Raw genomic sequence first — 26697 nt, 5'->3', positions numbered from 1 at the left:
AAGGTATTAAAGTATAAGTGGAGGAATTTATTTTGACAGTTAAGATAATCGCGGTTGATTTAGACGGGACCTTTTTAAGAAATGATAAAACATTTGATGAAGTTAGATTTAATCAACAGATGGTTGAAATGAAAAATAAAGGGATTCATTTTGTTGTCGCAAGTGGCAATCAAATTATGAAAATTAAAGCTATTTTTAAGGCTATTTCTGGCGAAATTGGGTATGTTTCAGACAATGGAGCAGTTATTTATGATGGTGATGACCACATCAGATCATTCAATATTGATCCAAAGGTGTATGAAGAAACGATTGCCTACGTTCAAAAAATTTCACCAAGTTATGGTATTTTAGCTTCAACGGATGAGAGTGGTTATATCGATGAAGGTGAGTCTGAAAAATTTGTCAAAATGGCTAGCATGTACTACCCAGATATTGTTAAAGTACCGGATTTGAGTAAGGTTGATAAGATTATTTCTAAAGTCACCATTAATGGACCGCTCGATGAATATAAGAAATTTGCAGTGGAGTTGAAAGAAAACGTTGATAATTCATTAGTTGCGAAAGTTTCTGGGTTTGGCTTCATTGATATTAATGTTAAGGAAGCTACGAAACAAAATGGGCTGAATGCTCTGCAGGAATTGTGGGATGTTAAAGATGAGGAAGTCTTGACTGTCGGTGATAACGATAATGATGCTGAAATGTTAGCTTACACACCGCTAAGTTTTGCAATGGCTAAGGCATCAGAGACGGCAGTTAAAATGGCAGACCATCGAATAGGGTCAAATGAAGATGATAGTGTCTTGGATTTAATTGATGATGTTCTGGCAGGTAAGTACTAAATAAATAGTTTAAACTAACTTATATAAATATTTTTAACAATAGTTGTTGTTAATATTTTTGAACTTTAATATAATGAAGGTGTCATACTTGTATGATACTGGGGGAACAGTTTGTGGATAATAAGCTTTACCATTATGTTTATCGCACAAGCTTTCCAAGATTAATGAACAAATAGTGGCTCTGTAGTAACTGTTGTTGGTGATAGAATCATATCACTGGTGGCAGTTTTTTTGACCACCAGCAGCTATGAAGAGGCAATAGTAACTTTAAAAAATAAAAAAGTGCTTATAACAAGCTTTTCAGCAAGTTATAAGCACTTTTTTTATTTAATGGAGACGGCGGGAGTCGAACCCGCGTCCAAGCATATTGCCACTCAAACATCTACGTTCATAGTTATACTATTTAAATTTCACCAGCCGTAGCGCCGTATAACAGGGCTAACACGTCTGACTAACCTGATTAGTCTCTTCTAACTTCTCCAGGTGGAAGAAGTTAGCGTAAGTCCACTTAATTTAGGACCCAGATCTAGCACATGGACGATACTAGGAGGATCTACGTTAAAGCGCTATTAAGCAGCTAAAGCGTAAGTATTACTATTATTTTTTGCAGTTATAATTTAACTGAGCGTTTTAACGAAGACGCAAACTTCGAAACGCAATCCAAGCTCAACCTATACCTGTCGAATCCTGAACGTCCCCATAACAACTATAAACATACCATATTTATCAGTTAAAATAAAGACGAAAGCTACTGACTTATTCTTTGACAAAAAAATAGCAATCAACTATTGTGGAATTAATAATTAGAAGGGGAGTTATAAAATGAAAATTGGTATTATTGGTGCCACGGGTAAACAAGGTCAGGCGACCTTAAAAGAAGCACTTTCTCGCAATTTAGATGTTACTGCTATTATTAGAAATAAGCATAAATTATCGGAAGATGTTCCTTTTTTAGAAAAAGATCTTTTTAAATTAACAACAACTGATTTAACAGATTTTGATATTATTGTAGATGCTTTTAATGCCCCAATTGGTCAAGAAAAGCTTCACCAAACGTCATTGAAACATTTAACAACTATTTTAGCTAATACAAATGTCAAACTTATTGTTGTGGGTGGTGCAAGTAGTCTCTTTATTGATGCAAAAAAAACAACGCTACTTGGTGACACACCTGATTTTCCTGAAGCTGCTAAACCAACGGCCGAAAATATGCGTATTGCCCTAACTGATCTTCGTAACGTTACAAATTTTGATTGGGTCTATCTTTCACCAGCTGCATTTTTTAATGCTAATGGCAAAAAAACAAGTCACTATCAACTAGCTGGTGACATTTTAATCTCAAATTCACAAGGTAAAAGCGAAATAAGTTATGCAGATTATGCTGTCGCATTAGTTGACGAGATTGAATCAAATTCACATCATCAAGAACGAATCAGTGTTGTTTCTCAATAAGGTTTAATAATCTGCCACTTTAAAAAAGTGGCTTTTTTAATTAGTAGGTTTCTTTGGTAACTGTTATTTAAGCTTTTCTTATGATAACTTAGTATCGGTCAAATTCGGATTGTTTTGGAAAAATGATTACGTATGTGGATAAAATATTATCAAGCTTATTTTGATGATTTAAACAATACAAGTGTCTTCATTTGATTTAACAACTAAATATTGCGATACTCAATTTATAAAGAGATGATGAGGGAGATTTTATGTCCAAAAATAGGGTAGAAGCGTTCACAGATGCTGTGGTGGCTATTATTATGACAATCATGGTTTTAGAATTAAAAGCACCTGAAGGTTCTAAATTTTCAGATTTGATACCGTTACAAAGTACTTTTTTAGCTTATATTTTAAGCTTTTTTTTAATTGGAGTGACTTGGAATAACCATCACCACATGTTCCAGATTGCAGATAAAATTAATGGGCGTGTACTGCTCGCTAATACAAGTTTTATGTTTGTTATGTCCTTCATGCCATTTGCGACAAGTTGGGTTGGCGAACATTATGATAAATTTGCGCCAGCGTTTTTATATGGATTTATTTTTTTATTATTTAATATAATGTATATTGTCTTAACGTATGAATTAATTAGAGCAAACGGACCTGAATCAAATTTAGCAAAAGCAATCAAAGGAGATAAGAAAAACTGGATATCACTATCTTTTTCTATTGGTGGATTGCTCTCTGCATTTATCAGGCCAGAGTTAGTGTTATTTTTTTGTTTTATGGTTCCATTAATTTGGCTTCGACCTAATCGGTTAATTGAGAATTTTTATCAAGATAAATAAAAAACAGTTTCAACAAAAAATAATTTTGTTGAAACTGTTTTTTTCGTTATTAGTTAATATAACGAACGGCGGTACCATATGCAGCAACTGATTGCATATCTTGACCAATAGAACCAGAATCAAAACGCATCATAACGACTGCATCTGCGCCCATGTTTACTGCATTTACGCGTAATCGATCAATGGCTGTATCTCGTGATTCAGTCATCATTTCTGTGTAGGCTTTAATTTCCCCACCGACAATGTTTTTAAGATTAGCACCAATATTTTTGAGAACATTTTTAGACTGTGTTGTCAGGCCAAAAACTTCTCCAATTATTTCATATTCTTTACCTGGAATAAGTTCTGTTGTAACCACTAATATTTTGTCTGCCATAGATAAAACCTCCCTTTAATGATGTCTTTAGAATACCATAGTCAATTCATGATAGACCAATAATTTGAATTGGTTATTTTGCTTCTTGAAGGACTTTGATTGTTTTAACTTTTACATCGGTATCCGGTTTATCACTTGCATTAACTTTAACAGCTGCAATTTTATCAACAACATCCATCCCTTTGATCACTTGACCAAAGACGGTGTATGTACCATCTAATGAAGGTGTACCACCATTTTTGTAGGCGTCAATAATCTTTGAAGGTGTGCCATCTTGAATGTCATCACTTGTGCTGACATCTTCATTATTTTGAACGATATAGAATTGGCTACCAATTGAGTTAGGTTCTGATGTTTGCGCCATAGCTAAGGCACCACGGATATGGTAGAGACTACTTGAAATTTCAGGGCCAAAAGTATGACCATAAATACTTTCGCCACCTGTTCCATCCCCTTTAGGATCACCACCTTGAATCATAAATTCATTGATGACACGATGGAAAAGGGTATTGTTGTAGTAACCTTTTTTACTATGCGTAACGAAGTTTTTAACAGCTTTTGGGGCATATTCAGGGAATAATTTAATCTTAATATTTCCCTTAGTTGTTTGAAGCTCAACAACAGCTTCTTTTTTTGTAACTGTTGAGCTGAGTTGTGGTAATGCGACATTTGATGCAGAACTTGATGAGGCAGCTTCATCTGAATCACTAGACGTTTTTGTATTTTGATGATAGAAGAAAAAGCCAATTCCTCCAAGAATAATGATGATAATTAATGCGATTAAACCAATTGTTTTTTTGCTTTTCATGGTGACCCCAAACTTTCTTTATGTATTTGATTACCCTAGTTTAACGTAGGAGCTAGAAGTTATTCAAGTCTTAACTTGAACGGGGATATAACTGATTGAATATGTTACTTATAAATGTTATATTTAACATACGTTAAAGGGGGCTTACGATTGAAAGATGACTTGATACTTATTTCAGAAGAAGATGCAGCTGAAGCCCAAAAAATATTTAAATTACTCAGTAATCCAACTAGAATGCAAATAATGTACTTGCTTGAACAAGAAGAATTAACTGTGTCTGAAATTAAAGACAAGTTAGATATTGAACAATCAATTGTCTCACATCAATTACAATTATTTAAGCAGCATCAGTTAGTTGCGGTGCGAAAATCTGGTAAGTCTAGTTATTATAGACTTGAAGATCCACATATTATTAACATTTTAACGCAAACATTGAAGCACGTTAGTCATGTTTTGCGACATCAAAAAAAATAATCATTGAGTAACTATTATGGGGGTATATTTATGTTTAGCACTAACAGAGTTGAATGGGGAAAATTGGGGTTATACATAGAACAACTGGAACATATCATAATGAACGATATAAATGATGCCATAGAACCGGAGATGGCCTAATGAAAAAACGAAAAATGACGGAAAAAATAAAATGGCGTCATCGTCATCCTTGGTTATTCGGAAGTATGATGACTGTTGTTATTTTATTTTTATTAGGAACAGCCGTGGTTAGTATTTATGTTGCAACGGTTATTAAGTCTGTGCCAACAGTTACAAGTCAAGAGCTGACGTCAGATGCAAGTTCAAATATGTACGATAAGGATGGCAATTTAATTTGGTCTTCAGCTTTAAACAAGCGGGTCTATGTTAAGTCAAAAGATATTCCAAAAACGTATAGTAATCTCTTATTATCAACTGAGGATCAAACTTTTTATAAAAATGCCGGATTTTCGCCATCTGGCTTATTAAATGCGGCTCTTTCGACTGTTAAATCAGCTACAGGGCAGGGGACTGTTCGAGGTGGATCGAGTATCGAGCAACAACTAATCAAACTAACTGTTTTTTCAACAAGCAATAAAGATCGAACTGTTGACCGAAAAATTAAAGAATTCTTTTTAGCGCAACAGTTGTATCACAATTATAGTAAGAAGCAAATATTAGAGTTTTATGTTAATAAAATGAGCTTGGGTGAGGGCTCTTATGGGGCACAAACGATTTCAGAAACTTATTTTGGTAAAACATTGAAACAATTGAGTATTAGTCAGCAGGCAATTATAGCTGGGCTAGGACAAGCACCATCCATCTATAATTTATATTCCAATCCTAAAGTAGTTCAAAATCGTCGTGATACAGTTCTAAAAACGGGTCTTGAAAAGAAAGTCATTACAAAAGACCAATATAAAACGGCAATTGCAGAACCAGTGACGAAAGATTTAAAAAAACGTCATTGGATGGAAACTTCTGTTACAAAAACGATTCTCAGAAACAATGCTTATGTCTCATCAGCGTTAGACCAAGTAAGCGCCAAGGGTTATGATTTAACCAAAACGCCGCTACAGATTGCAACGGCACTTGATCCAAGTAAAAATGCCTATGTTAAAAAAGCAGCTGATAACAAAAAATATTATCAAGATTCAACTGAGCAATCGGCGATTACGATTACAAATCCTAAAACGGGGAATATTGTTGCTCAATATGGAGGTCGTCATCAAAAAAGGGCGTTTAGTTACAATCGCGCAACGTCTACACAGCGTTCATCTGGTTCAGGAATTAAGCCATTGTTAGATTATGGGCCTGCTATCGAGTATTTTGGTTGGGCAACAACACATGCATTAGACGGAACTGAATACCGCTATCCAGGAACTGGTTTGGTTGCTAAAAATTTTGATAATGTGAGTTACAATTCAATAACAATGCAAAATGCGTTACGCCTTTCAGCTAATACACCAGCGATTAGAACGTTAAATGCTGTTGGGAGTGCGAAAGCCGGACAATTCTTGTCACAAATAGGTATGGCTCAGACTAATGCGCCAGCCGGATCACAAGCAATTGGCTTAGATGTTTCTACTGAACAAATGGCAACTGCCTATGGTGCTGTTTCAAATGGCGGAACCTATCATGCTGCCCGTTACGTGACTAGTTTAAAATTCTCAGATAATAGTGTTAAGACCTATGCGGTAACGGGAAAACGGGCAATGAAAGCATCAACAGCCTTTATGCTGACTTCAATGATGGAAGGTGTACCAAATACTGGCGGAACAGCACCATCCGCGAGAATAGATGGGGTACATCAAGCAATGAAGACAGGAACAGTTGGCTACTCGGCTTCGGCAAGGTTCCCAGCGAATGCAAATATGGATGTTTGGATGAACGGTTTTACGAAGTCAACTTCAATTTCTATGTGGTTAGGCTATGATAAGCCAATGCTAAAAAAACATTATATTACGGATGCTGCTTCTGCAATGACAAATGTGAATTTGTATCGTGATCTTATGGTACATTTTTCAAAAGAAACAGATGCTGACAATAGTGAATGGGCACAACCGTCAACGGTGACACGATTATCAGGAATGGGTCTGACAGCTCAATATGAACCAAATGATAAAGCGGTGGCGTTGGGTGTTAAAGAGCCAGCAGCCATTAAGTTAAAAAAAGCTAAAACATATAAAACTTACTTATCTAAAAAAAGGGATAAGGATGCTTTAACCGTTAAATTAGAAGATCCTTCATATCAGAAAAAACCGAGATCGTATAAAATTGGCTCATGGGAAAAAGAAACCAATAAAAGGTTAGCAACGACTCAGAAAAAATTGGATAAAGCGAATGATAGGATTAAGTCAGCCAAAGAGACGTTAGAGGGTGAGTAAAAATGGAACCGAGATCAAAAAGTCATGGAAAAAAAGGTAGAAAATTTGCTAAGGGAAAAGACAAAGCAACTTTTAAACAGAATCGTTCTGAAAATAGCCCATTACGTCAATTTTGGAAATGGGCATTCCGTGGGTTATTATTTGTTACCATTGTCTTGAGTATTTGGAGTGTGTATACGGTTGTGAACCGTTATCAAATTAGTCTTGATTGGTCTAAAAATGGTCGTTCAAAATTGACGATGGCTAAACAGACACCAGATTCACTCTATGATGCCAATCCTAAGTCAAAAGCGGCTAAACAAAAATTTAATGAGATTTATGCGGAGAGCTATGATAGTCGTATAGATGATTTGACAGCTAAGGCATCCATAAAAGAAATAACAAAATTAGCTAAAGTATTATCGAATATTTCTGTTGATTCACGTGCTGAGTATCAAACAAAGTATGATAATTTAGCAAAAAAAGTGAAAGTTAATTTGTTATATCAAGATCTATTTGTAAAACATGATAATCAAACACTTAAAGTGAGCGTGACACCTAAAACGATTCAAAAATTGAATCATGCACAATTTGAGTATATTAGTCAATTATTGATTAATTCTTCCAATAAAGACGGGTTTGCTAAACGCATTTATGGACTTCAAACAAATTTGGCAAAAGATGCAGTGGCAATCAATGGCATAATGACGATTGTGATGAAGACGGCAACTTATGATTCTGTATCAGGTAGCGTAGAAATTTTGAAAAAAAGTACAGATCAGCAATTAGATACGTATACGTCTGCCGTAAGCCAATTGCACTATTCGTGGAATAATTTGGCTTTTTTGAACCAAATTGAAAAAGCGATTGCCAAAAATTTGGCAAAGCAAACGGAACAATACCGCGTATTTGATAACTATAAAAAAGATCTTTCAAATAAAAAACAAGCGGACAAAGATTTGATTGCACTTAATAAAACGTTGACTAATACATTAATAAAACAAAAAGCTGAAGAAAAGCAAGCGGAAGATTACATAAAAATTCCTGAGTTTACATCTCAGTCCGACGCACAAAAATGGGCTGATAAAAATGATATAGACATTGTATTTGTTCAGAAATGGGCTCAAACAAGAGCTGTATTATCAGAACCAGCTAAAGGTAATTTGCTTAAACGAACGGATGAATTAAAGGTCATCATCCAACAGATAAGGTCTAATGGAACGGCTGCCAATACAGCGCATTCGGGTTCAAATACAGGAACTTTGAGTAAACCAGTTCAAAAAGCCGAATCCAGCTCAGCTGATGAATCAAGTGCTTCTAGTGAATCATCAGAGTCATCGGCAAGTTCAGAATCGAGTGCATCAGCAAGTAGTGAAAGTAGTTCAAATGCAAGTAGTTCAGCAGTAGTTAGTCCAAGTGCTGATACTGAACAAAATAAAAAAGCGGATCGTACAATTATCGAATAAATAGTGATAGATTAGGGGCGAAAAAAATGACGAAAATAATTCTTTCTGGCGTCACAGCATATATTTCCACGAGTATTGATTATTTAGTTATCTTGATGATTGTATTTGGACGACTTAAAAAATCAAAAGCGTTTACGTATGTTTATTTAGGTGATATTTTAGGAACCACAATTTTAGTATGCACGGCATTAACTGTTAGTCTTGTGCTTGGATTGATACCAGAACCATGGATACTAGGTTTGTTGGGCTTTATTCCAATTATAATGGGGATTATGGTGCTCGTTACAGATGAGGATGATGGCGAAGGATCGGTTGATCGCCAACTACATGTGAATGGAAAGGCAAGAATTATTATCGATGTCGCGACAATAACTGTTATTACATGTGGTGCTGACAATATTGGTATTTATGTACCATTTTTTGTTACATTAACAACTAATCAGTTGATTGTTGTTTTAATTACATTTTTCTTTATGATGACTTTATTTTGTATCATGGGTTATTTCTTTGGAAAAATCCCCTTGATTGCTAAAGCCTTTGATAAATATGGTCGTTGGATTACAGCGGCGGTATATATCCTCCTAGGTTTATCTATTGTATATGAAAATGGGACTTTTGCTAAATTAATTTCATTTCTTTAAACTAAATTATGAAAAAAGACTAAAAATATTAACATTTCTTAGATAAACTAATTATTATAATCGAATAAGACCGTTCAAAGTTAGAAAAAATTCAATTTGATAGTTAAGTTGAAAATGGAAGAGGGATAATATGAAATTATTAATGGTAGAGGATAACAAGGCAGTTTCTGAGATGATGTCGATGTTTTTTCAAAAAGAAAAGTGGGATGTTCAATACGCTTATGATGGTAATGACGCTGTTGCAATGTTCAATGAGGATCCTGATAGTTGGGATATTATTACACTCGATTTAAATTTACCTGGGATGGATGGCATGCAAGTGAGTGCTACTATTCGAAAAGTTTCAGCTAATGTGCCGATTATCATTTTAACGGCTCGTGATACTGAAAGTGATCAAGTCCTTGGGCTAGAAATGGGCGCAGATGACTATGTAACAAAACCATTCAGTCCAATTACGCTAATTGCTAGAATTAAAGCTCTGCACCGTCGCGCAGAAAAACCTAGTGTTGGGACTGATGATGAAAAAGATGACGAAAATAGTCATTTTGATATCGAAACGGCTCATTTTAAATTAAGTACAGCTCGTCGAGAAGCGTATTTACAGGATATTTTAATTGATGATTTAACACCAAAGGAATTCGATTTATTAAAGACATTAGCGAATAAGCCTAAACAAGTTTTCTCTCGTGAAAAATTATTAGAATTAGTTTGGGATTATGAGTTTTTCGGTGATGAGCGAACGGTCGATGCCCATATTAAAAAGTTACGTCAAAAAATTGAAAAAGTGGGTCCCCAAGTGATTCAAACAGTTTGGGGTGTTGGTTATAAATTTGATGATTCGGGAGTTGGTCGCTAATGAAGTTACTTTACCAACAGATGTTGGCTTTCTTTGCCGTTATTATCACATTGGTTATTGTATTTGGTGTTCTATTTTTAAATTTTACAAGTGACATGGTTTATAAGAATACCTGGACCCAATTGGAAGGTTATTCAGATAGTTTAATGTCGGAATCAATGGCTTTAAAAACAATTGGTTCAAAAACCCAATTTAATCTAAATTTAAACAATTTACGAAATGCAGAATCAATTTTAAAAACGCAGAATGTCCGGTTTACTATTTATACAAAGAAATCTAAAATTATCTATCCTGCTAATGCGGTACAAGCTAATATAACAGCTGAACAGTGGGCAAAATTGGAAAAAGGTGAGGTGGTTCATCGTACGCCACACACGAATAGACAGTTGAAAACGGATATTAAAGCAATTAGCATGACAGATATTTTGAAACCTTATTTCTATGATGGTAAGTTATATGCGGTCATATCGGTTGGCTCTAATGTGTCAAATATTCGAGCAAATATGAGTCAAATGACCCGAAACTTGGTTATCGCTTTTATTGTTTCTGTGATTGCTGGAATTATTTTAAGCTATCTTTTAGCGAGATATTCTATATCTCGAATTAATCGTTTAAGACGAGCAACTAAAATGGTTGCTGATGGCAATTTTGATGTTCATATTGAAAGTGGACATCGTGATGAAATTGATGATTTGGCCCAAGATTTTGATGGCATGGTTTCGTCACTTCAAGAGTCTGAAAAAGAAATTAAGCGTCAAGAAGACCGGCGTAGACAGTTCATGGCGGATGCTGCTCATGAGATGAGAACGCCTTTAACAACCATCAATGGGTTGCTTGAAGGATTAGCATATGACGCAATTCCTGAAGAAAGTAAAGGGAAGAGTATTGAATTAATGCAAAGTGAAACCAAACGTTTAATTCGGTTGGTTAACGAGAATTTAGATTATGAAAAAATTCGCTCAAATCAAATAACACTTGCGCCAAGTCATTTTGATGCAGTTGTGGTTCTTAATAATATTGTTGAACAATTGACGAAAAAAGCGGTAGCCGCACATGATCAGATTGAATTAAATGTTCCCAAAACGGTCATGGTTTTTGCAGATTATGATCGATTTGTTCAAATTATTTTCAATATCACGCAAAATGCCATTCAATTTACTGAGTCGGGGACGATTCATATTTCAGCTGAACGTGGGTATCACGAAAGTATTTTCAGAATAACTGATTCGGGTATTGGTATGACAGAAGATCAGTTGAAGAATATTTGGGAACGTTACTATAAAGCTGATCCTTCTCGTAAAAATACGAAATATGGAGAATCTGGACTAGGCTTATCAATTGTGCATCAATTAATGGAACTTCATCATGGAAAAGTTGAAGTGACAAGTATTGAAGGCAAAGGAACGACATTTACGCTGACATTTCCAGATCAAGAATTTTAATTAAAAAATAATTACGGAATGATTTCTGTATTAAAGCAGAAATTATCCTTTTTTATTTTATAATTGAATGATGTAATTAATTGAAGATGAGTTAATTGTTATTTTATTCTTATCTAATTTTAATTTTTAATTAAAGGGGAATCCTAATTTTATAGCATTTATTACAATGTTACAAAATTGTTAGGCCAAAATGACAGAGTCAAATGTTGAATCTTAATAAAAGGATATATAATACTATAACGAGTTTAATAAGGAGTGATAACTAACTATGGGTCAAAAGTGGCATGATTTAAAAGAAAATGATCTTTTTATATTTATTGTTCGAACCGCCTTTTATTTTATCGTATTGGCGATGTTAGTTTATCTCTATTCATATAGAGGAATAAATAATGGTACTTTTATTTACAATGAATTTTAGAGGGGGCCAAAAAATTGATAAAGAACGTCATTAAGCAAATTGATATGATCGCAATGTCTGATCCTGATCGTGTGGTATATAACAATTTAGGTGAGACAAACACGTATCAACAATTAAAAGAAAAATCTGATGCATTAGCGCTACATATTATTCATTTAAACTTAGATAAAAAATCGCCAATTATGGTGTACGGAAACCAAAAATTCAATATGTTAGTTGCTTTTCTGGGTAGTGTCAAAGCCGGTCATGCGTATATTCCAATTGATTCGCATTCACCTGCTGAACGTTTGGAATCAATTCAAAAAATTGCGAAACCAGTTGCTTGTATAGCAGTAGCGGAGTTACCCGAAGTTAAGCTCAGTCTACCTGTAATTTTGCCAGCTGAATTAGCTAAAATCACTGAAAATGTTCAAGGGGTTGAAATACCTAATCCAAGAAATCAGGTATCTGGTGAGGAAACCTTTTATATTATATTCACGTCAGGTACAACTGGGCAGCCAAAAGGGGTTCAAATTAGTCATAATAATTTGATAAGTTACGTGAACTGGATGATAACTGATTTTTCATTACCAGAACAGCCCAATAGTTTATCTCAAGCGCCATACTCGTTTGATTTATCAGTGATGGATGTGTATCCAACGTTGGTAATGGGAGGAAAGTTATCTGTCTTACCTCAAGAGGTTACGGATAACTTTAAGGCACTATTTCAAACGTTACCTACATTAGATTTGCAAGTTTGGGTTTCGACACCCTCATTTATGGATATTTGTTTATTAGAGCCAACTTTTGATGCAGATCATTTGCCAGACCTTAGCCGCTTTTTATTTTGTGGGGAAGAATTGACGCATAAGACAGCTGCAGCACTGAAACAGAGATTTCCAGAGGCAAAAATATTTAATTTGTACGGACCAACGGAGACAACTGTTGCGGTTTCAAGTATTGAGATAACAAATGAAATTTTGGCAGAATATCCACGATTACCAATTGGTTATTCAAAAACGGATACGGAAATGGTCGTCGTTAATTCAGAAAATGAAATAGTTACAAATGGAGACGAGGGCGAGTTGATTATTGCTGGACCTGGTGTTTCAAAAGGATATCTCAATAATCCTGAGAAAACGGCTAGTGCCTTCTTTAAAATGGATGGCAAGGCTGCATATCGAACAGGGGATGCAGTAGTTAAATCGGCTGAGGGGTTACTTTTATATCGAGGTAGAATCGATTTTCAAGTTAAACTGCATGGTTACCGAATTGAATTAGAAGAAGTTGACCATTATGTGTCTTCGCATATGTTTGTGAAGCAAGCCATTACTATTCCAAAATACAATAAGGATCATAAGGTTTCGCAACTGATTGCTTATATTGTACAAAAAGAGCATCCTTTTCAAAGGGATACCGAATTGACAGCAGCAATTAAAAAGGATTTAATGGATAAAATGATGTCATATATGATTCCACAAAGGTTTGTCTATGTTGATACACTACCGTTAACTCAAAATGGAAAAATTGATCGGAAAAAATTGATAAATGAGGTAAATGCCTAATGGTTTCATTTCAACCTTATGTCAATCCAATGTACTTTTTATATCTGATAATTTTTTTCATGCCAATTATTGTTGGTTTACTTTGCGGAAAGCGATTCAGAGTTTATGAAACGCTTGTCTCGTTAGTATTTATCTTTTTAATTTTTGGTGGTCCAAAGTTTCAAGAAGGATTTCATTTAGTTTTGTATGTCATTTTTGAAATTTTAATAATTTGGTTATACATGTCCTATCGTAAAAAGTATAATCAAACTTGGGTCTTTATTGTAGCGGTTCTTTTGGCGATAGCACCGTTATCAATCGTCAAGATTACACCAGCAGTTAATGATGGAATTCCTTCAATATTGGGATTCTTAGGGATTAGTTACCTGACATTTAAAGTTGTTCAAATGATTATGGAATCGCGTGATGGTAGTATTAAAGCATTTAATTTGATGCTAACCTTACAATTCTTATTATTCTTTCCAACAATTTCATCGGGTCCAATTGATCGATATAGAAGATTCGTCAAGGATTATCAAAGTGTTCCGAGTCGAGACAAGTATCTAGAAATGCTACAAAAAGGTGTTTATTACATTTTTCTAGGTTTTCTATATAAATTTCTATTAGCATACTTTTTTGGAACAATATTATTACCACATGTTGCACATATGGCGTTAATAGATGGTGGTATATCGTGGGCACTTGTTGGCTATATGTACACGTACAGTATGGATTTGTTTTTTGATTTTGCCGGATATAGTTTATTTGCGGTTGGTATCAGTTACTTTATGGGAATTGAAACACCAATGAACTTTAATAGACCCTTTATTTCACACAACATTAAAGATTTTTGGAATCGTTGGCATATGACATTGTCATTTTGGTTCCGTGATTATGTTTACATGAGATTAGTTTTTTTCATGATGAAACATAAATTAATTAAAAATCAGATAAAGACGGCAGCCGTTGGCTATTTTGCTTTGTTCTTGCTCATGGGATTTTGGCATGGGGTCACATGGTATTACATCGTATATGGTTTATTTCACGCGATTGCCATTATTATCAATGATACTTGGCTAAGATTTAAGAAGAAGCATAAAGCCAGTATTCCAAGTAATAAAGCAACTGAAATTCTAGCAATCGTGATTACGTTTAATGTCGTTTGTTTTAGTTTTTTAATCTTTTCAGGATTTTTAGATAAACTGTTTTTTTCATAAATGAATAATAAAAGGAGAATGGATATGAATACAAAAGAAAAAGTTTTAGAGATTTTAGAAAATGTAACAAATAGTGATGAGGTAAAAAATAATTTAGATTTAAATATTTTTGACGAGGGCTTATTAGATTCAATGGGCTCAATTCAATTAATTTTGGAATTACAAGACGGATTAGGGATTAATGTGCCAATTTCTGAGTTCGAACGTTCTGAATGGGCAACACCAAATCTAATTATTGAAAAAGTAGAAAGTATGATCTAGATGGGATTTAAGAAGAAATTATTCATGATTATTGGGCCTGTTATTGTGGCAATTATTTTATTACTTGTCATTTTACTTGCACCAGTCAAATATAGTTTCAGTTCTGCAAAAACTGAAGAAAAAGCGGCAATCTCTCAATCTAATAAGGTTTTAAAAGGTTCTGCTATTCGACAGGAAGCGTTGGAAGATGGTTACGTGGCATTTATTGGGTCATCAGAATTTTCTCGAATGGATTCAATGCATCCCTCTGTCCTAGCTCAAAAATATAAACGGTCATATCGGCCATTTTTAATGGGTACAGGTGGAACGCAATCACTTACGCATTACTTTGATTTACAAGGTATAAAGGGTCAATTAAAGAATAAAAAAGCGGTCTTCGTGGTATCACCACAATGGTTTGTGCCAGGCGGTGTCAAAAAAGGGGTATTTAACAATTTTTACTCGCCATTACAAACAACAGAGTGGTTATTATCTGCAAATGCGAATAGTCAGTCAGACCGTTACGCAGCTGGTAGGTTTATCGATTTGATGTCTGGTGAGGGCAATGAGGCTGTGTTGAAAGCAATGCATAAGATTGCTAACGGTCATCCTTTATCTGAATTTGATGCCAGTCAGTTTCGTATCAAATTAACAATGTTACAGCACGAAGATCAACTATTTTCGGGGCACCCAATGATGAACCGATTACCGATTATCAATAAGCAAGTTAAAAATCTTCCAGCTAAATATGATTTGAATGCATTAAATGTTCTTGCGGGGCAATTTGGCGCCAAAGCAACGACTGATAATGATTTTGCAATCAAAAATAGTTACTGGAAACGTCATTTGAATAAAACAGTTGGTAAATTGGCAAATAAGCAAGTTAACTTGAATTATAATCGTTCAGTAGAATTTTCAGATTTTCAATTAGTTTTAAATCAGTTTGCTAAGCAGCATACGGATGTCTTATTTATTATCCCACCTGTTAATGAACGGTGGTCAAATTATACGGGATTGTCAACAGAGATGCTGGCTAATTATGATAGTAAAATTACACATCAATTAAAATCTCAAGGTTTTAACCGAATTGCTGATTTCAGTCAACGTGGTAATGAAAAATACTTCATGGAAGATACCATTCATTTGGGCTGGAAAGGCTGGGTTGCTGTTGATAGTTATGTGAACCCATTCTTAACGCAAAAGCAGGTTAAGCCAAAGTATCATTTAAGTAATGAGTATTATTCAGATGCTTGGCAACAAAAATTAAATTAGTGATATTGATAAAATGAGGTCTTATTGTGTAATGCAATGGGGCCTTATTTTTTTCATAGATGATGAGGCAATACTAGTTATTTTAAATAATAAGTATGATTATTGTGTGAAATTGGCTAGAATAAAAAAATAAACATTGCTGAAAAATAAATTTCAGTAATGTTTATTTTTTATTTTGAACTTGAACTACTCGTGGTTGAGTTAGAAGTAGCGGAACTTGATGAAGAACTTGACGATGCTTTTAATTCAGGAGCATCCGTTTTATATAAATCTGTCGTCGATTTATTGCCATTTTTTGAATAGAGGCTTGTCGAGTTCTTTTTAAGGCTTTCTTGCAACTTTAATAATTTACTATATTGATTCTTATAATTATAGGCACTTGGTTGGACCGGTTTAAAATTCTTAGGTGTGTAATAACGTAACAGATTTTGATTATTAACAGTATCTGATAAGCTTAATTCGGTACTGACCTGTGATTGGTCTTTTGTAATTGTTTTTTCAACAGCTGCAGACGGATGAGTGACTTCTTTACCAGTAGCATTGTCATAGATATTTGAATCTAAAACGGTATAGTCAGGGGTAATGAAGTTTTCATTTCTGAAGGCAACGGTTTGATCATGATTTTTAGAGAATAAATCAGTCCCAAATTGAACATAGGATGATGAATCGATACCTAACAAATGAAGCAGCGTAGGCAAGACGTCAACTTCGCCACCATATTGTTTTTGAACACCACCGTTTTTTGTTCCAGGAATATGGAGCATGAATGGCACACGCTGTAATTGCGTATTATCAAATGAGCTCCATGTTTCGGATGATTTACCCAGAAGTTGTGCCAGTTTTACATTTCTTGAATCTGAAATACCATAATGATCACCATAAAGGACAATCATTGAGTTATCGTACAAACCAGATTTCTTTAAATATGTGAAAAGTTCTTTAACAGATTCATCTAAATAATGAGCTGTTTGGAAGTAATTATTAACGGATGTATCACCTGTATTTGGAACTTCAAAGTCTTTATTTTGCGCATCAATACCAAATGGAAAATGATTTGAAACGGTAATGAATTTCGCATAGAATGGTTGTTGTAATTTTTCTAAATATTTAACGGAATCATTGAATAATAATTTATCTTTCAAGCCATATTCAAGTGTATTGTTTGCAGAAGTATCATAATAACTTGAATCAAAGAAGTATTGATAACCCATACTCTTGTAAACTGAATCTCTATTCCAAAATGAACCGGTGTTACCATGGAATACCGCGCTAGAATAGCCGGAAGTTTGATTTAAGATGGCTGGAGCTGCTTCAAAAGTATTTTCAGATCCAAGAGATGTGAAAACTGATCCTTGAGCTAACCCATAAACACTTGTTTCTAAGAGATTTTCAGCGTCGGAAGTCTTACCTTGTCCGACTTGATTGAAAAAGTTGGGAAAACTGTAAGTTTCTTTGCCGTTATAAAGCGAGTTTAAGAAAGGCGTTACTTCTTTACCATTTACTTTAAAGTTGATTAAGAACTGTTGGAAACTTTCTAAATGAATGACAATGACATTTTTACCTTTTGCAATGCCGTACATGCTTGGATTTGGCGCCGCATAATGTGATTTTGTGAAATCAAGCACATCATTTAAATCATAACTTTCAGCAGTATCACGAACACGATTATTTTTAACTGTTTTAAAACTATCGTAAACTGTATAGGAGTCAATTCCTAGATACTTAACGATATAATTACGATCAAATGTTCTTGTAATTAATTGCGGACGATCAATTTCACCCAGAGTTAACGTTGCTAATGTGAGCATAATTGAGAATGATGTAATTGCAAAAGCGTGAGTCTTTTTAAAAGGTTGCGGACTGAATTTTAAAAAACGAGTTAAAAATAAAAGAATAATCAAGGCTAAATCAATAATATAAAAAATATCATGTGGTTTCATTAGGGCAAAGGAACTACCACTAATGCCTTCAGAAACTTTGGAATAGCCTAACATAGTGTTAATTGTCATAAAATCAGTGAATTCTCGATAGTAGATGATATTGAAAAATAATAATGCTGAGTTTGCGATATAAATAAGAAACATGACTAGATATGAAATGACTGGCTTTTTTATGTATAGCGCGAGCCCAAGTAGTAACATTGTCGTTCCAATGGGATTTAATAAGAGAATAAAATATTGATAAATTCCTGAAACACCTAATTTAAAATCAACTAGGTATGCAGTGATTGTTTTCAACCAAAAAAGAAATAAGAGTAAGGTGAAAAAGCCAAGCTTTGTATTGAGAAATGTTCTGAATCGTTTGAGTGTTTGCACGGTTTGAACCGTCCTTTCAAGTATGATCATGCTAAAGTCATCATTCTAGTTTACAGGTTATAGTAAATTTGTGTCAATCTATGTCACAGCTTATTAATGCATTTTTAAGTTATTAAATTTTCATGAAAATTAAGGTGTGTATTAAAAAAAGGTGCTTTTATTTGTTAAAATTGTGGAAAGAGAATGGAAAGTGGGGCTGAGATAATGCTATTTTTATCAAAATTATATGAATTTGTATTACAGCATTACTCACAAGGGATTAATCACTTCCCATTAATTCATCTTATCTTTCTTAGTGTTGATAAAACTATTTTTTATTTAATCGTCTATCTCGTTATCCGAACAGGTATAGGATTCTATCAAAGGAAGAAGATAAGTTTTAAAACAGAATTTGTGAGATTCTTATTAGCGGCATATCTCATTTTATTAATTGAATTAACAGTCTTTAGACATGTCTATTTTCCTTGGGATATCAGACTAAGTACCAACTATAATTTTCAAATGATTAACTGGAAACCATTAATTGAAACAATTAAATTGACAAATGGACAATCTTCGTTCGATTTCGTGTATAATCTATATGGTAACATTCTTTGGTTTGTTCCGTTAGGAATTATTTTACCCAGATTAAAGCAGTTCAAAAAGCATTCTCTAGTAAAAACAATGTTGGTGGGTATTGGTTTGTCAATCAGCATTGAATGTGGACAGTTTATACTAGGATCCGGAATTAGTGATATAGACGACGTGATTTTTAACTCGTTTGGCACATTAATAGGCTGTGGGCTATATCTTATCTTAAATCGAATATTAACTAAGAAAAAAATATTAAAAAATAAAAGGAGTGCTAGTCATTGAGAAAAGTAGAAATTATTTCACATGCAGCAAAAAAGTTTAAAAATGGGTATCCATTAATTGATAAAGAAGATTTACAAACAACACGTGATTTTAAAGAAGGGGAATGGGTTGCCTTAACATTACATAATCAATTTGTTGCTTATGGTTACTTTGCCGAACAAAATCGTGGGGATGGCTGGATTTTTTCACGAAATGAAGAAGCACGTATAGATGAGGACTTTTTCTCGAAATTATTTAATAATGCCAGAATGAACCGTAAGTCATTATTTACTAATAAAGATACAAATGCTTTCCGCTTTTTTAATGGTGAAGGAGAAGGTATTGGTGGATTAACAATTGATTACTACGATGATTACTATGTATTTACATGGTATAGTTTAGGTCTTTATCAACACAAAGATATGATTTATAGCGCATTTTCTGATGCCGTTACAAGTTACAAAGGTATTTATGCTAATCTTCGTTATGATACAAAAGGCGAACCTTCAACTTTTAAAGTCCGCGGAAAAGATGCGCCTACACCACTTATCGTTAAAGAAAATGGGCTTCAATTTGCCGCATATCTTAATGAAGCAACGACAGGTCTATTCTTAGAACAACGTGAAATGCGTAAAGCAATCATGAACAAGTACGCTGAAGGAAAATTGGTTTTTAATGGCTTTAGTAATACAGGTGCCACATCAGTTGCTGCGTCAGTCGGTGGTGCGCTTAAAACAGTTAGTGTTGATGTTTCTCATAAAAATATCGACCGGACAAAAGAACAATTTGCACTAAATAACATTGATCCTGAAAAGCAAGAAATTCGTGGAATGGATGTCTTCGGATATTTAGATTATGCGAAGAAACATCATATTATTTATGATTTGGTTATTTTGGATCCACCAAGTTTTGTTCGTTCAAAGAAAAGAACATTCTCAGTTCAAAAGGATTATGTCCAACTTGCTGAAGATGCCATTGATATTACACAAAAAGATGGTGTCATTATGTTCTCAACAAATGCAGCAGGGCTAAGCATTAAAAAATTAAAAGAACAAATTACGGAAGCATTCGCAAACAAGAATCGTTCGTTCACGTTACTTGAAACATTCCGATTATCGAGTGATTTTGTGACGAATAAAGAATACCGTCAAGGTAATTATTTAAAAACATTAGTCATTAAAGTTGATTAATCAAAAAGCAATCTTATTATTTATGAATAAGATTGCTTTTTTTGTGCATAAAATAAAAATAAATTAATAAAGGAAAATGCTTGTTTTTAAACGTTCTTGCGCGGTTTTGATGAGGTTCGCATGTAACCCGTTTCAAATGTTGTTACGGCAATCATTAAATTTTTGATTTTAGGGTTGTAAATGCGGTTACTTTACTGCTAAAATAGTTAAATCGCGAAAAAGAATAATGAGAGAGAATAGAGGATTGAATTAATTATGATTATCTTAATGGCATTAATCCCTGCAATTGCATGGGGGAGTATTGGACTTATAAGTGGAAAACTTGGTGGAACTGCCAACCAACAAACAGTTGGTATGACATGGGGTGCCTTAATTTTTGGAATTGCCATTTATGGCATTTATCAACCAGAAATGAGCGGTAAAGTTTGGATTATTGGTATTATTTCAGGTTTATTTTGGAGTTTAGGTCAAAACCAACAATTTCATGCGATGAAAGCAATTGGTATTTCAAAAGCTGTTCCTGTTTCAACTGGGTTGCAGTTAGCAGGTAATGCTTTAGCAGGTGTCATTTTATTCAGTGAATGGAAGACAACTCAAATGGTTATTATTGGAACAATTGCAATGATCGTTATTATTGCAGGGGCAGCTTTGACATCATTAAGAGACAAAAAAAGTTCAGTTTTGTCTGACTCACATAAAGCTGAAAACACGGCTGCAGGAGTACGTGCTATCGCCTTGTCTACAGTAGGGTATGTCGGCTATACAATTGTTGTTCATTACGCAACAGTTAATATGGCAGCTGCTGAATCAAGAGCATTCACAATGGCAACAATTTTGCCACAGGCAGTTGGTATGGTTATCGGTGCTGGATTCTACGCACTTCTTGCACATGAAGTTATTATGAAATCGGCAACATTTAAAAATATTTTAACAGGACTTATTTGGGGCGCTGGTAACATCTTTATGTTCTTATCAATTCCTAGATTAGGTCAAGCGGTTAGTTTCTCATTTTCTCAAATGGGTATTGTTATCTCAACATTTGGTAGCATCTACTTGTTAGGTGAAAAGAAAACCAGTCGTGAAATGGTCTATGTGACACTTGGATCAATTCTTGTTATTGTTGGTGTTATTATGTTAGGAATTATGAAAACTTTATAAAATAGTAAAGGGGAGCTAGCCAATGGATTTAAGAAAAAAGGAATTTGCGGCAACTAATAATGTCAGTAAATTGAAACGAACTCTTAAAACCAGTGACCTTATTCTCTTAGGCTTGGGTGCAATTGTTGGTACGGGGATTTTCGTTGTTACGGGAACTGCTGCCAGTCAAGAGGCCGGCCCTGCTCTTATTTTGTCGTTTGTTATTGCTGCAGTTGCAGTGATAATGAACGGCTTTTCTTATGCAGAATTTTCATCGAGAATACCGGTTTCTGGTGGTTCATATAATTATGTTTATGTTATTTTTGGCGAATTTATCGCTTGGTTCGTCAGTTGGTTTACTATTTGCGAATATATTTTAGCTGGCGCGTCTGTAGCTTCGGGTTGGTCAGCGTATATGCAAGGCTTCTTGATGGGTCTTAATATTCAGCTGCCAGTTGCGCTGAGTGCTTCATATAATGCCTCAAAAGGGTCATATGTTGACATTATCGCTGTTGTAATTACGCTATTAGTTACGTGGTTGACAACATTTGAAGCTAAAAAAGCGTTGCGCTTAAGTAAAGTTATGGTATTTGTGAAGTTTGCAATTATTATTTTATTTGTCGTGGTAGGGGTCTTTTATATCAAGCCAAGTAACTGGCAGCCATTTATGCCATTTGGTACGAGCGGTGTTATGAGTGGGGCTGCACTGGTGTTCTTTGCCTTCTTAGGTTTTGAATCAATCGCAATGGCCTCAGATGAGGTGGTTGATCCGCAAAAGACAATTCCAAAGGGAATCATTGGTGCAATTAGTATTTCAGCTATTTTTTATATTATTGTAACGTTAGTGCTGACGGGGATTGTCCCTTATACACAATTAAATGTGAGCGATCCGGTTGCATTTGCGATGCGTTTTGTTAATCAAAGCCTTATTGGGAATGTTATCTCTGTTGGTGCCATAATGACGCTTTTAAGCGTTTTGATTTCTTTGGCGTATGGTTTATCGAGGATGCTTTATTCGGAGGCTAGAGACGGATTATTGCCCCAATACCTAACAAAAATTAGTAAGAAAACGAATGCACCTAAATCAGCATCATGGACGGTGGGCATTTTAATCGCAATTGCCAGTGGGTTGATGTCTATCGAGAGTTTGGCTAAATTAACCAATATCGTGACATTGTCGGTACTTGTTATTTTAGCTTTAGCTTTAATTAGTTTAAGAAAACAATTTGGCCAACCAAGTAAAGGTCAATTTAGAGTGCCTTTTGTACCGTTACTACCTATTTTATCTATTATTATTTCAATTTATCTGATGATTCAGTTACCCCTTAATATTTGGATTGTCTTCTTAATTTGGATTATTTTAGGGCTAATTGCCTACTATGGTTATGGCTATTCACATAGTAAGCAAAAAAAATAATCAATTTTGTAATTAAAGTTCCGTTTAACTGTTATATTTTCTAGTAAGTATTGTATAATGTAAGTTGTTAAATAAAGAATATGAGGGAGATAATTAAAATGGCACATATTTCATTCGATAGTTCTAACTTATCAAAATTCGTTCAAGACAATGAACTTGGCGAAATGCAAGCTCTTGTTACTGCAGCAGATAGTGAATTACGCAACGGTACAGGCGCAGGTAGTGACTTCCGTGGATTCTTAGATTTACCTAAGGACTATGATAAAGAAGAATTTGCTCGTATTAAAACAGCAGCTAAAAAAATTCAATCTAATTCAGAAGTTTTAGTCGTTATTGGTATTGGTGGTTCATATTTAGGTGCTCGCGCAGCTATTGAATTCTTAAACCATACATTCTATAACTTATTACCAGCTGAAAAAAGAAATGCACCTCAAATCTTATTCGCTGGAAACTCAATCAGTCCTTCATACGTACATGATTTAGTTGATTTGATTGGCGACCGTGATTTCTCAGTTAATATTATTTCAAAATCTGGGACAACAACAGAACCATCAATTGCTTTCCGTGTATTCAAAGAAAAATTGATTGCAAAATACGGTAAAGAAGAAGCTAACTCACGTATCTATGCAACAACTGATCGTAAAGTTGGGGCTTTAAAAGTTGAAGCTGATGCTGAAGGCTACGAAGCATTCGTTATCCCTGATGACGTTGGTGGCCGTTTCTCAGTTCTTACTGCTGTTGGTTTATTACCAATTGCTGCTTCAGGTGCTGATATTGATGCCTTGATGCAAGGTGCTGAAGACGCTCGTGTTGAATACTCAAATGATGATTTAACAAAAAATGAAGCTTATCAATATGCAGCTTTACGTAACATTTTATACCGTAAAGGCTACACAACTGAAATTCTAGAAAACTACGAACCAAGTTTACAATATTTCTCAGAATGGTGGAAACAATTGATGGGCGAATCTGAAGGTAAAGATCAAAAGGGTATTTACCCATCTTCAGCTAACTTCTCAACTGATTTACATTCATTAGGTCAATATATTCAAGAAGGCCGTCGTAATTTGATGGAAACTGTTATCAACGTGGGAACTCCCGTTAATGATACTGCTATTCCTGAAGAAGAAGGCGATCTTGATGGCTTAGGTTACTTAGAAGGCAAGACAATGGACTTTGTTAATACAAAGGCATTCCAAGGTGTTGTTATGGCTCATACTGATGGTAATGTTCCTAACATGATTTTGAACATTCCTACACAAGATGCTTACACATTAGGTTACACAATCTACTTCTTTGAAGCAGCTGTTGCTGTATCTGGTTACTTGAACGGTATTAACCCATTCAACCAACCAGGTGTTGAAGCATACAAGAAGAACATGTTTGCATTATTAGGCAAACCTGGATTCGAAGATCTTTCAAAAGAATTAAACGCACGTCTTTAAGATAAATTGCCTGAATTTTTAGGTTCTTCGTCAACTGTTGTTGGTGGATAATATTATGAAGGTTCTAATCATTTTAATGATTAGGCCTTTTTTTGTATTGATTTTAAGGTTATAAAATATTTTAATACAAATTACCTGCTTTAATTTAAAAGAATATTTAGACAAAAGGCTCCAAGTCAGTTAGGTTTTGACTAACGTTCTTGGAACCTTTCATTTTAGTTTCTATTTAAATTAATTTTTTAGAAATAGCTTTTGAAAAAAAGACAGCCAACTCCAACAAGTAAGAAAACAATAGCAAATAATAGACTATTCGATAAGGCTAACATAATAAAGGATGAGGTATCTTTGGTGCCTTCCTTTTTAAGTTTTGTGAAAGTTTTCCAAGTCAGAACTAGTTGCCAGATAGCAATTAATATGAAAATAAAGCCAAATATATATAGCATATTAAGACCTCCTTCATAACCAATATAACGCAAGTGAGTAAGCGCTGTCAAAAAAATTATAGTGTTATAACTTATTTAAAATGATAATTGTGAAGAGCTTACTATTGTGAATTCTAAGTTTACTTTAGAAACTAATGAAGTTGGTAGTCCGAAGATTTCTTCTTTCTTATTAATTCATCTGTGGTGGTTGAACAATAATGAGTCTGGATGAACCCATGTCAAAAAATCTTATGGCTTTTATTTTTTTGTATACTGACAAAAAAATCGTTTGAACTTTTAAAAGTTCAGACGATTTTTATTTGGATTAAATTAGTTTTTTTTGATCATTTTGTAGTTTTCGTCATAGTATTTACCATTACGGATATCATCTGGCATACCGGCGTATGGTTCTTGGTTAATAACATCTTCGTTATTTTGACCAGCATCGCCAATGTAAGTAATTGTAGCGAATTCTGGAACCACTAATTTAGGATATGTTTCGTATTTTTCACGAGATTCTTCCATCAAAGCGATATGGTCATTTTGGTAAGTAACTGTGATTTCAGGATGTTCTTGAACCCATTTAGGGAAGAAGATTGTACCATTTATTTTCATTTCGTTTGGTAAGAAGTCTAAGGCAACATCAGTACCAGTAGGTTCTGTCCAAGCAATCTTGTAGATACCTTCAGTAAGCATAACGATGTGAGCTTCTTGATCAGTTACCCAACGTCCAGCAACCATGCCACCATGGATACGGTAATCAACTGTATGATCATTTTTAGCGTACCATTCGTATTCCCAACCGTTATCGTAAGTGTATATAAAATGTGTACCTAAGAAATCGTCTAATGTTTTGAATTTTTTTTCTGTATTTGCCATAATTAATGTTCTCCTTTTAAAGTGTTTTTTAACATGTAAAAATTTACATGTTTTTGTTTACTTGATTATAGTATACTGATAATTATTGAAAGTCAAGTTGAGGAGAGTAAATGGCAAAAAAAAATAAACTACAATATATTATTTTGGGATTATTGAATCAAGAACCATTGTCTGGGTATGACATCACAAAAGCGTTTACGACAGAGATTGGGGAATTTTGGCAAGCAGGGCATAGTCAAATTTATCCAACACTTCAAACGATGGAAAAAGTCGATTATATCACGCATAAAGTTGAAATATCGGGGACTAAGTTAGAAAAAAAAATCTATTATATTACACCACAAGGTGAAGAAAAGCTGATGGACTGGTTAATGTCAGACATTGATGAATTAAAGCCATTTAAAGATGAATTCGTATTGAAACTTTATTTTATTAAAAATAAAGATGATGCGCGCTTGCAATCAATGTTGCTTGAACAATCACAGTTACATTTAGCTAAGTTAAATCATCTTGAAGAAAGAATGAAATTAATTTTTTTCTCAGAAGATGAGATTAATAAACAATATGGGCATTATTTGATATTGGACCATGCAATTGATCGAGAGAAGTACTATATTAAGTGGCTTCAGAAATATCTCAATTAGGTGAGAATGAAGGCTAATAAGTAAGCTTATAGTGACTTAATCATTATTTTAATTTCTTTGTGAAAATGTAAATGATTGCCAAAATGGACGTTTATGTGGACATAATTAATTATTAATAACGATGTAATAGAACGAAAACAAGGATGCAACCCCGATATGGAGTTGCATCCTTGTTTTTTTGTAAAAAAAAACTT

At 34.3% G+C, this 26697-nt stretch carries 24 protein-coding genes and 1 other RNA gene; 20 read left to right on the top strand and 5 right to left on the bottom strand.

The genetic code is table 11. The features are described from left to right. The first annotated feature begins 32 nt into the window (after positions 1-32). Positions 33-839: a Cof-type HAD-IIB family hydrolase gene (locus ACVPPR_RS06120; RefSeq protein WP_462303900.1), complete on the top strand. Its 807-nt coding sequence runs from the start codon at positions 33-35 to the stop codon at positions 837-839. Between the two features lie 328 nt (positions 840-1167). Here ACVPPR_RS06120 and ssrA read toward each other — a convergent pair. Beyond that, positions 1168-1538, bottom strand: a transfer-messenger RNA (tmRNA) gene (ssrA, locus tag ACVPPR_RS06115). A 123-nt stretch (positions 1539-1661) separates the two neighbouring features. Here ssrA and ACVPPR_RS06110 point away from each other — a divergent pair. Together ACVPPR_RS06110 and ACVPPR_RS06105 are read left to right on the top strand one after the other, a co-directional pair. Beyond that, entirely contained in the window at positions 1662-2291 is a 630-nt protein-coding gene (locus tag ACVPPR_RS06110) for an NAD(P)-dependent oxidoreductase (protein WP_462303899.1), read from the top strand. Between the two features lie 251 nt (positions 2292-2542). After that, complete coding sequence (locus ACVPPR_RS06105) at positions 2543-3121, top strand: TMEM175 family protein (protein WP_462296943.1); 579 nt, start codon at positions 2543-2545, stop codon at positions 3119-3121. 49 nt (positions 3122-3170) lie between these two features. Here the strand turns inward: ACVPPR_RS06105 and ACVPPR_RS06100 are convergent, their stop codons facing one another. After that, positions 3171-3497 carry a heavy metal-binding domain-containing protein gene (locus ACVPPR_RS06100; protein ID WP_462296942.1) on the bottom strand — a complete coding sequence of 109 codons (327 nt, stop codon included), beginning with the start codon at positions 3495-3497 and terminating at the stop codon, positions 3171-3173. Between the two features lie 73 nt (positions 3498-3570). Then, positions 3571-4305, bottom strand: coding sequence for a peptidylprolyl isomerase (locus ACVPPR_RS06095; protein ID WP_462303898.1), 735 nt, complete (start codon positions 4303-4305; stop codon positions 3571-3573). A 150-nt stretch (positions 4306-4455) separates the two neighbouring features. Here ACVPPR_RS06095 and ACVPPR_RS06090 point away from each other — a divergent pair, with 150 nt between their 5' ends. The 11 genes from ACVPPR_RS06090 (at position 4456) to dltD (ending at position 16220) form a co-directional block, all read left to right on the top strand. Continuing rightward, positions 4456-4779, top strand: coding sequence for an ArsR/SmtB family transcription factor (locus tag ACVPPR_RS06090; protein ID WP_462296940.1), 324 nt, complete (start codon positions 4456-4458; stop codon positions 4777-4779). 140 nt (positions 4780-4919) lie between these two features. Further along, positions 4920-7166 carry a transglycosylase domain-containing protein gene (locus ACVPPR_RS06085; RefSeq protein ID WP_462303897.1) on the top strand — a complete coding sequence of 749 codons (2247 nt, stop codon included), beginning with the start codon at positions 4920-4922 and terminating at the stop codon, positions 7164-7166. Positions 7167-7168: 2 nt separating this feature from the next. Next, positions 7169-8611: a hypothetical protein gene (locus ACVPPR_RS06080; protein WP_462303896.1), complete on the top strand. Its 1443-nt coding sequence runs from the start codon at positions 7169-7171 to the stop codon at positions 8609-8611. 26 nt (positions 8612-8637) lie between these two features. Beyond that, positions 8638-9252 carry a cadmium resistance transporter gene (locus ACVPPR_RS06075; RefSeq protein WP_462303895.1) on the top strand — a complete coding sequence of 205 codons (615 nt, stop codon included), beginning with the start codon at positions 8638-8640 and terminating at the stop codon, positions 9250-9252. Between the two features lie 130 nt (positions 9253-9382). Then, the gene (locus ACVPPR_RS06070; RefSeq protein ID WP_462296936.1) at positions 9383-10108 is read left to right on the top strand and encodes a winged helix-turn-helix domain-containing protein; all 726 of its coding nucleotides are present in this window, start codon (positions 9383-9385) and stop codon (positions 10106-10108) included. Then, positions 10108-11550, top strand: a complete 1443-nt coding sequence (locus ACVPPR_RS06065; RefSeq protein ID WP_462296935.1) for a sensor histidine kinase — start codon at positions 10108-10110, stop codon at positions 11548-11550. Before ACVPPR_RS06070 ends, ACVPPR_RS06065 begins: the two co-directional genes overlap by 1 nt. 268 nt (positions 11551-11818) lie before the next feature. After that, on the top strand, positions 11819-11968 hold the full coding sequence (locus ACVPPR_RS06060; protein ID WP_462303894.1) for a teichoic acid D-Ala incorporation-associated protein DltX: 150 nt from the start codon (positions 11819-11821) through the stop codon (positions 11966-11968). 14 nt (positions 11969-11982) lie between these two features. Beyond that, positions 11983-13512 carry a D-alanine--poly(phosphoribitol) ligase subunit DltA gene (gene dltA, locus ACVPPR_RS06055; RefSeq protein WP_462303893.1) on the top strand — a complete coding sequence of 510 codons (1530 nt, stop codon included), beginning with the start codon at positions 11983-11985 and terminating at the stop codon, positions 13510-13512. Continuing rightward, entirely contained in the window at positions 13512-14708 is a 1197-nt protein-coding gene (dltB, locus tag ACVPPR_RS06050) for a D-alanyl-lipoteichoic acid biosynthesis protein DltB (RefSeq protein ID WP_462303892.1), read from the top strand. The genes dltA and dltB overlap by 1 nt, the downstream gene beginning before the upstream one ends. 24 nt (positions 14709-14732) lie before the next feature. Beyond that, entirely contained in the window at positions 14733-14969 is a 237-nt protein-coding gene (gene dltC, locus ACVPPR_RS06045) for a D-alanine--poly(phosphoribitol) ligase subunit DltC (RefSeq protein ID WP_462296931.1), read from the top strand. After that, positions 14970-16220, top strand: coding sequence for a D-alanyl-lipoteichoic acid biosynthesis protein DltD (gene dltD, locus ACVPPR_RS06040; protein ID WP_462303891.1), 1251 nt, complete (start codon positions 14970-14972; stop codon positions 16218-16220). Positions 16221-16390: 170 nt separating this feature from the next. Here the strand turns inward: dltD and ACVPPR_RS06035 are convergent, their stop codons facing one another. Further along, on the bottom strand, positions 16391-18565 hold the full coding sequence (locus tag ACVPPR_RS06035) for an LTA synthase family protein (RefSeq protein WP_462303890.1): 2175 nt from the start codon (positions 18563-18565) through the stop codon (positions 16391-16393). Between the two features lie 174 nt (positions 18566-18739). Between ACVPPR_RS06035 and ACVPPR_RS06030 the strand changes: the two genes are divergently transcribed. The 5 genes from ACVPPR_RS06030 to ACVPPR_RS06010 all read left to right on the top strand — a co-directional run bounded on the left by ACVPPR_RS06030 (position 18740) and on the right by ACVPPR_RS06010 (position 24558). Next, positions 18740-19390, top strand: coding sequence for a VanZ family protein (locus ACVPPR_RS06030; protein ID WP_462303889.1), 651 nt, complete (start codon positions 18740-18742; stop codon positions 19388-19390). Then, positions 19387-20559: a class I SAM-dependent rRNA methyltransferase gene (locus ACVPPR_RS06025; RefSeq protein ID WP_462296927.1), complete on the top strand. Its 1173-nt coding sequence runs from the start codon at positions 19387-19389 to the stop codon at positions 20557-20559. The genes ACVPPR_RS06030 and ACVPPR_RS06025 overlap by 4 nt, the downstream gene beginning before the upstream one ends. A gap of 255 nt (positions 20560-20814) precedes the next feature. Then, positions 20815-21717 carry a GRP family sugar transporter gene (locus ACVPPR_RS06020; protein ID WP_462296926.1) on the top strand — a complete coding sequence of 301 codons (903 nt, stop codon included), beginning with the start codon at positions 20815-20817 and terminating at the stop codon, positions 21715-21717. 22 nt (positions 21718-21739) lie between these two features. Continuing rightward, positions 21740-23113 carry an APC family permease gene (locus tag ACVPPR_RS06015; protein ID WP_462303888.1) on the top strand — a complete coding sequence of 458 codons (1374 nt, stop codon included), beginning with the start codon at positions 21740-21742 and terminating at the stop codon, positions 23111-23113. Between the two features lie 98 nt (positions 23114-23211). After that, positions 23212-24558 carry a glucose-6-phosphate isomerase gene (locus ACVPPR_RS06010; protein ID WP_462303887.1) on the top strand — a complete coding sequence of 449 codons (1347 nt, stop codon included), beginning with the start codon at positions 23212-23214 and terminating at the stop codon, positions 24556-24558. Positions 24559-25310: 752 nt separating this feature from the next. On the opposite strand, the gene ACVPPR_RS06005 is transcribed toward ACVPPR_RS06010, so the two are convergent. After that, positions 25311-25859 (bottom strand): phenolic acid decarboxylase, encoded by a 549-nt coding sequence (locus ACVPPR_RS06005; protein WP_462296828.1) that lies wholly within the window; start codon positions 25857-25859, stop codon positions 25311-25313. Between the two features lie 110 nt (positions 25860-25969). On the opposite strand from ACVPPR_RS06005, the gene ACVPPR_RS06000 reads away from it, so the two are divergent. Further along, positions 25970-26503 (top strand): PadR family transcriptional regulator, encoded by a 534-nt coding sequence (locus ACVPPR_RS06000; protein ID WP_462303886.1) that lies wholly within the window; start codon positions 25970-25972, stop codon positions 26501-26503. The last annotated feature ends 194 nt before the right edge of the window (positions 26504-26697 follow it).

The organism is Dellaglioa sp. L3N (assembly GCF_054941095.1).
Note: the sequence above shows the minus strand (reverse complement) of the source record. Positions and strands in the feature narration are given on the sequence as shown.